We start from the raw sequence: 5242 nt of genomic DNA, 5'->3' as shown, positions 1-5242 counted from the left end.
CTTCCTGTACTGTAATATTAAAAACAATTTCATCCCCGTCCTGCGCGTCGAGAATAGCCTGTCTAAGAGATCCTGTCCCTTCATTTGAGCAGTTTGTTACTATATGTGTGGCAGCATATAATGGGGCTTGAGACAGAATTACTGCCAGAGCAAATAATATTATGAAAAAAAATCTTTTAGGATTCATATAGCACACTTTATATAATACCAAGCCTTTTGTGAGGATTCAATGATCCTTTCGTAATATAACCTAAAAAAATTGCATGGACAGGGAAGAAATTCACCCCGATTATGATTGTCGGGGTTTATGGAGCTGTTGTTAATTTCCCTTTTCCAATAATTTTGCTTTTGTTTTTATCTACGATGTTCCATATATAAATGCCTGACCCTATTTTATATCCCTGGTCAGACATTAAGTTCCACTCAACTTTATTGGGATTTGCTGTTCCTCCTGCTGATCCTCCTTGAGAGCCGGCGGTAAAAGATAGTTTTTTTACAATTTTTGCCGTTATGTCAAAAATATATATATCTATGTCAGCATTGGTTGATAATCCGTATTGGAGAGTTACTTTCTCATCAATAGATAGGTGTATGGGTGATGGATACGCAAGTACTTCCCCTATGATTTTTACGTCACCGCTTAGAGCTGAAACCACAGCTATTTCACTTGTTGTTCCTATGGAGTTTCCAGCGAAGAATTCAAGAGTATGTTTACCGTAAGTGAGTGTTTTTGCTTCGTCCACGAAATTAAGTGTATAATCAACTTCTACGGGATTATTTTCTCCGACTTTTGTTGTAATGTTATCTTCCATAATGGGAATATTATCTTCATTGGCTGTTCCTTCATCAAGTAATATAGATAGTGTTGATGTGTCTATGCCTATGTTTCCAGCGGTTACTTTCACATCTATTTTTGGCTGGTTGGAAACTATGAATTCATACTTGTTGTCAATAAGTTTTGGTTGATAGAGCCTGTTGTTGAATTTAATGCTTTCTATGACGGGAACTTCTCCTGCAAGCGGAGGGTTAAACGGTTTTGTTCCGGGAGGAGTAATTCCTGCCCCTTTTGCCAAGACTAAATCGGGAGCTGTATCATAACCTTTGCCTGTTATTGTAATATCAGTAGGATCTACTCCATAATTGTCAGATCCTTTTGCTACTGAAATTTTATATTTTCCGGGTTTTATCTCCATTCTCCAGTCTTCCATGGCATTCATCATAAATTCGCCGCTGCGGCCTGAAAGTCCGGAAGGGCCTGAAAAATCATCCGCGTAACCGGCTTCAGTTGTAGTTTCATAAAGAATTACAATCCTGTCATTTGTTGATACTTTTGCCCCGTCAGTCGGAGGCAATATTTTGCCGTCAACCCAATAAATGGCTGTATAAGGGACTCCGGCAATAGCTAAATTGCCACTTGCAATCAAGAAAATTGCTATTGTAATACTAAATATTATTTTATTGACAATCTTTAACATTTCAAGTCAAATCCTTTTTGCCATCCTTCTATCTGGTTCCTGTTATACTGAATTTTACATTTTTTGTTACAGATATCTGATAGGGCATATCTTTTATAATAGGAGCTGCCGATATATCCGGAGCTGTGTTTGTTCCTGTTACAGAATCAATAGATCCTGTGCTGCTATATTTTATTTCATAACCGGCAGGTTTCATCTGCTGTCCGTCCCACCATCCTACGGCAAAGACAATCTTGGCTGTTGCTTTTTCATTTATAAAATTTACCAGATCGAGTAATGTTATTACGTTGCTCGGATCATTAAATGGAGTGGAAAAGGGAATCGAGATATTATTAATTCCTAATCCACCAGCCTCATAAGATAAAGTGTAGGTTACTGTTTCAGGTTCTGCTACTTTTGCTTCTCCTATTTGGGTTCCAGCAATATTTGATATGTAAGACCATTTGTTTCCGGAGTCTTTGGCTTTTATCGCGAAGAAATAATTGCCATCTGTATTTATGTTGGAAATAGTCAATGATTCCGACTTGCCATATGCCTGAGGGTTGGAAAGTTGAAAATCTTTGCCGAGTTCATTCATAAAGTAGGTTGATATTGATGATGCATTATCCCATGTATTAGTGTTTGATGCGTTTGTTTCTCCTTCTTTAAATGGATTTGCGATTTCTCCAACTATTGCTTCTGTTGAGACCCTTATGTCATATCCCATGCAGGTTGTCTTCTGGTTGTATTTATCCAAATCATAAGGCGCAGACCATTTTAATGTTATAGACCTGTCATTTTTTGAGAGTGTTAAATCTGTTATCGCTATCGGATTGTTTGAATCCGGCGTTTCCGGAATTTGCATCGAGCTACTCTCTGTCCAATTACTAGCCCCATAGTCATTGACCGCGCGAGCCCTTACTTTTATCCATTTTGTGTCGTCTGTTTGTCCGAGAGTCATAGTTCCGCTTGATTTTATTCCCGTTGTGTTTATGTCAGCGACATGTTTAAGATTGTCGCTGTTTGCTGATCTATAAGTATAAGTAAAGGGTCCTTGGTCGGTATCAGCAGGATTGCTTACCTCAAATTCATACCATCTTCCGTGAACTGATGACCTGCAGTTAATTACAATAGAAGGAGGAGGATTTCCTCCTGAAGATGCGGCGTTTACTGTTATTGTTCCGAGTGTTGGAGGGATAGGGGTTGCTCCATTTGTAAGAAGAGTTGTTGTTCCGTTATTATCTCCGGTCGTAATCAGGCTATGGTCGGATGGGGTAGTTCCTGTTTCTTCTTGATAGGCAACGCTTATAATGTTACTCTCTCCGAAGTTTATAGCGCCCTCCCAAACTCTGACATATATGTTATCCCCTGATGTTATGTTCGCGCTTCTTAAATCAAATTCATGATAAAATTTACCGGCTTGGCTTGTAAAACTATTCCATGTATCGTTATCATTTCCTACTTTATTGTCTGTTGTCGGGATTAGTATATCGTCATTTAAAGAGGAACCCGGATCATTAATATTTCCATTTGGCCCCACCCAATAAGCTTCAACGTTGTTGCCGACAGAAAGCGCTTGATTGCTTGAGTTGTAAACACTTGTTAACCCTGATAACCCCAGATCAAAAGTTGTACTGTAATTTTGAGGCAAATATCCGGCTCTAAATGAAATGCTTCCCGCAAAAGCGGCTGATGTTATACTGAGCAGATAAATTAAGAGCAGGAATAGAAACCTCCATTTGAATTTTTTTAATTTCCACATAATTATTTCCCCCTTTAATTAGCTAATATGGTTTTTTATAAATCCATGTATCAGCTTTTGGTTGTTTATTTATCCAGAATCCGTGTTTGAAGAGGAGTCCTGATGTATCTGCTCCTCCCCATTGATTATTCCCAAGATATATTTTTGATTCCCAACTATCCCCATTCCACTGCCAAATTTTGTCTTTTTCTATTAAAACATCAGATAATCCACTTGTTTCCCATGCGGTTGTTTTGGGATACGAATTGCCATATAGGAAGAGCGATTCATCGGAGCTAAAGGTCATTGTTCTATCCTGGACAGGGACATATCCGACAATCGTAATAGTCTTTGCCTCTGTCTTTGATTTTATCCAATATCCTCTATCAGGAGGCATTTCATGGTCAGGAAGGCTTCCTGACCATGTTGAGCCGTTATAATACTCGCTCCCCCATTTATTAAGAGGGGCGTTATAAAATCCCCAAACTTCTGCCTGTCCTGTCCCAAATTGTTTGCCTATGACCGAATCAATGTTGTAATTAGCCGGGATTAACGGCAAAGCTGCCAATTCAAGCTGTGAAGGATCTTTTGGAATATCGATATTGACTTTTCCAACTGCCGTAGCTGTTGGCAGTAGAGTATCTTTTTCACTTTCTGCTCCGGGATAGAGGGCTTTAAAATAAGCCTCCGAATATCCGGTTCCGACCTGATTTGTATAAATGGCTGTTTTGTTCTGATAGTCTATTGTAAATCCGTTTGTCCCGTTAAGTTTTATCCAACTTGAAGCTAAATCGGTATACACACCTGATCCTTCACCTGTGAGGATATAAAAAACAGGATCGGTAGTTGTCTCTGTTTCCCAGGTTAATAATATGGAAGCGTTAAAAGTGTCTGCTCCTCTTGAAATATAAAGAGGAATGTAATTGGCTGAATTAATAGTAAAGACAGCATCAGATTCATCTGTTCCGATGTTTTTATTGGGTGAATTGTCTTGTACTTCTACGCGAATTTTTGCTTGTGTTGTAGGGATATTTGGCACTTTCCAAGAATAAGGCGTATTCGTTGTTTGCCCTGTTGCTATTTCAGTCCACATATTCCCATTGTCTAATGAATAATAGAGATTTGCGGAATTTTCTTTTATGTCAGATTCATCTTCACATGTAAAAATTATGTTGTAATTTGAATAAGCTTGCCATTCCTCTCCACCATTTGGAGATTCGACTTTTACTATTGGCGGAGTTGTATCTGCAACTATGGTTTGATCATATAAGATTATATTGACATTATTCCATCCTTCTGCTTTTAACGTTACCGGGATAGGGTCAGCTCCCCAATTATTATTATCTTTTTCTATTGCGACATAATATGTTGAGGCGGGATCAATCGGGATCATCAGGTTGTCATAAATATTTAAAACAAATTTATTATTAGAATCTATAGTTGCTTCTATTGCTGTGGCAGGGGAGTCTTTGTAAAAAACAACTTTTCTTCCGGCTACTGGTGAAGGAGGAGTTCCATTAGCAGTGACACTCCCGACAACAAAGTAGAGAGCATCAAAGACGTGAGGCTCCGCTCCTGCTTTTGCACCTACAAGCAAGACTAATATTATTAAAATTATTATCAGCCTTTTCATATATTCCTTATCTTTGCACCAATTACCCGTTTCCCTCTCCCTTGAGGGAGAGGGTTAAATACCAACAAGTCCTCGAATTATCTGAAGCTGGGTGAGGGCTATTCCCTGATCCCCGACAACTTAAATGTAACTCCTTGAGTTACCGACATCTGATAAACCTTGTCTTTTGTTAATAATTCTTTGTTAAGTGTTCCTGCTCCGTTTTGAGCTGTTGGCGTATTGTTAACATCGATCCAACCAACCATTTGCTGGTTTGTTTTGTCCCACCAGCCTACTGTTGTTATTATTGAGCCCGCTTCAACTGTTATGGCATTTACCAGTTCCTGCATGTTTGAAATTGGTTTTTTAAGCCCTGCTGCTGCTTCAAAGGTTACAACATCAAAGGGGATAGAAAACTGATTGATTCCAAGATTT

At 38.8% G+C, this 5242-nt stretch carries 3 protein-coding genes and 2 pseudogenes; all 5 read right to left on the bottom strand.

Features of this window, described 5'->3' with window-relative positions; genetic code table 11:
- Positions 1–187 (bottom strand): annotated as a pseudogene (locus tag A2290_03715) (hypothetical protein).
- Positions 188–305: 118 nt separating this feature from the next.
- Complete coding sequence (locus tag A2290_03710; GenBank protein ID OGC13434.1) at positions 306–1475, bottom strand: hypothetical protein; 1170 nt, start codon at positions 1473–1475, stop codon at positions 306–308.
- Positions 1476–1503: 28 nt separating this feature from the next.
- The gene (locus A2290_03705) at positions 1504–3216 is read right to left on the bottom strand and encodes a hypothetical protein (GenBank protein OGC13433.1); all 1713 of its coding nucleotides are present in this window, start codon (positions 3214–3216) and stop codon (positions 1504–1506) included.
- Positions 3217–3238: 22 nt separating this feature from the next.
- Complete coding sequence (locus A2290_03700) at positions 3239–4828, bottom strand: hypothetical protein (GenBank protein ID OGC13432.1); 1590 nt, start codon at positions 4826–4828, stop codon at positions 3239–3241.
- A gap of 98 nt (positions 4829–4926) precedes the next feature.
- A pseudogene (locus tag A2290_03695) lies at positions 4927–5242 on the bottom strand (hypothetical protein).

Source organism: candidate division WOR-1 bacterium RIFOXYB2_FULL_36_35, assembly GCA_001771505.1.
Taxonomy (GTDB): Bacteria; Margulisbacteria; WOR-1; order XYC2-FULL-46-14; family XYC2-FULL-37-10; genus XYB2-FULL-36-35.
The sequence above is the reverse complement of the archived record's forward strand: the minus strand, read 5'-3'. Positions and strand labels throughout refer to the sequence as shown.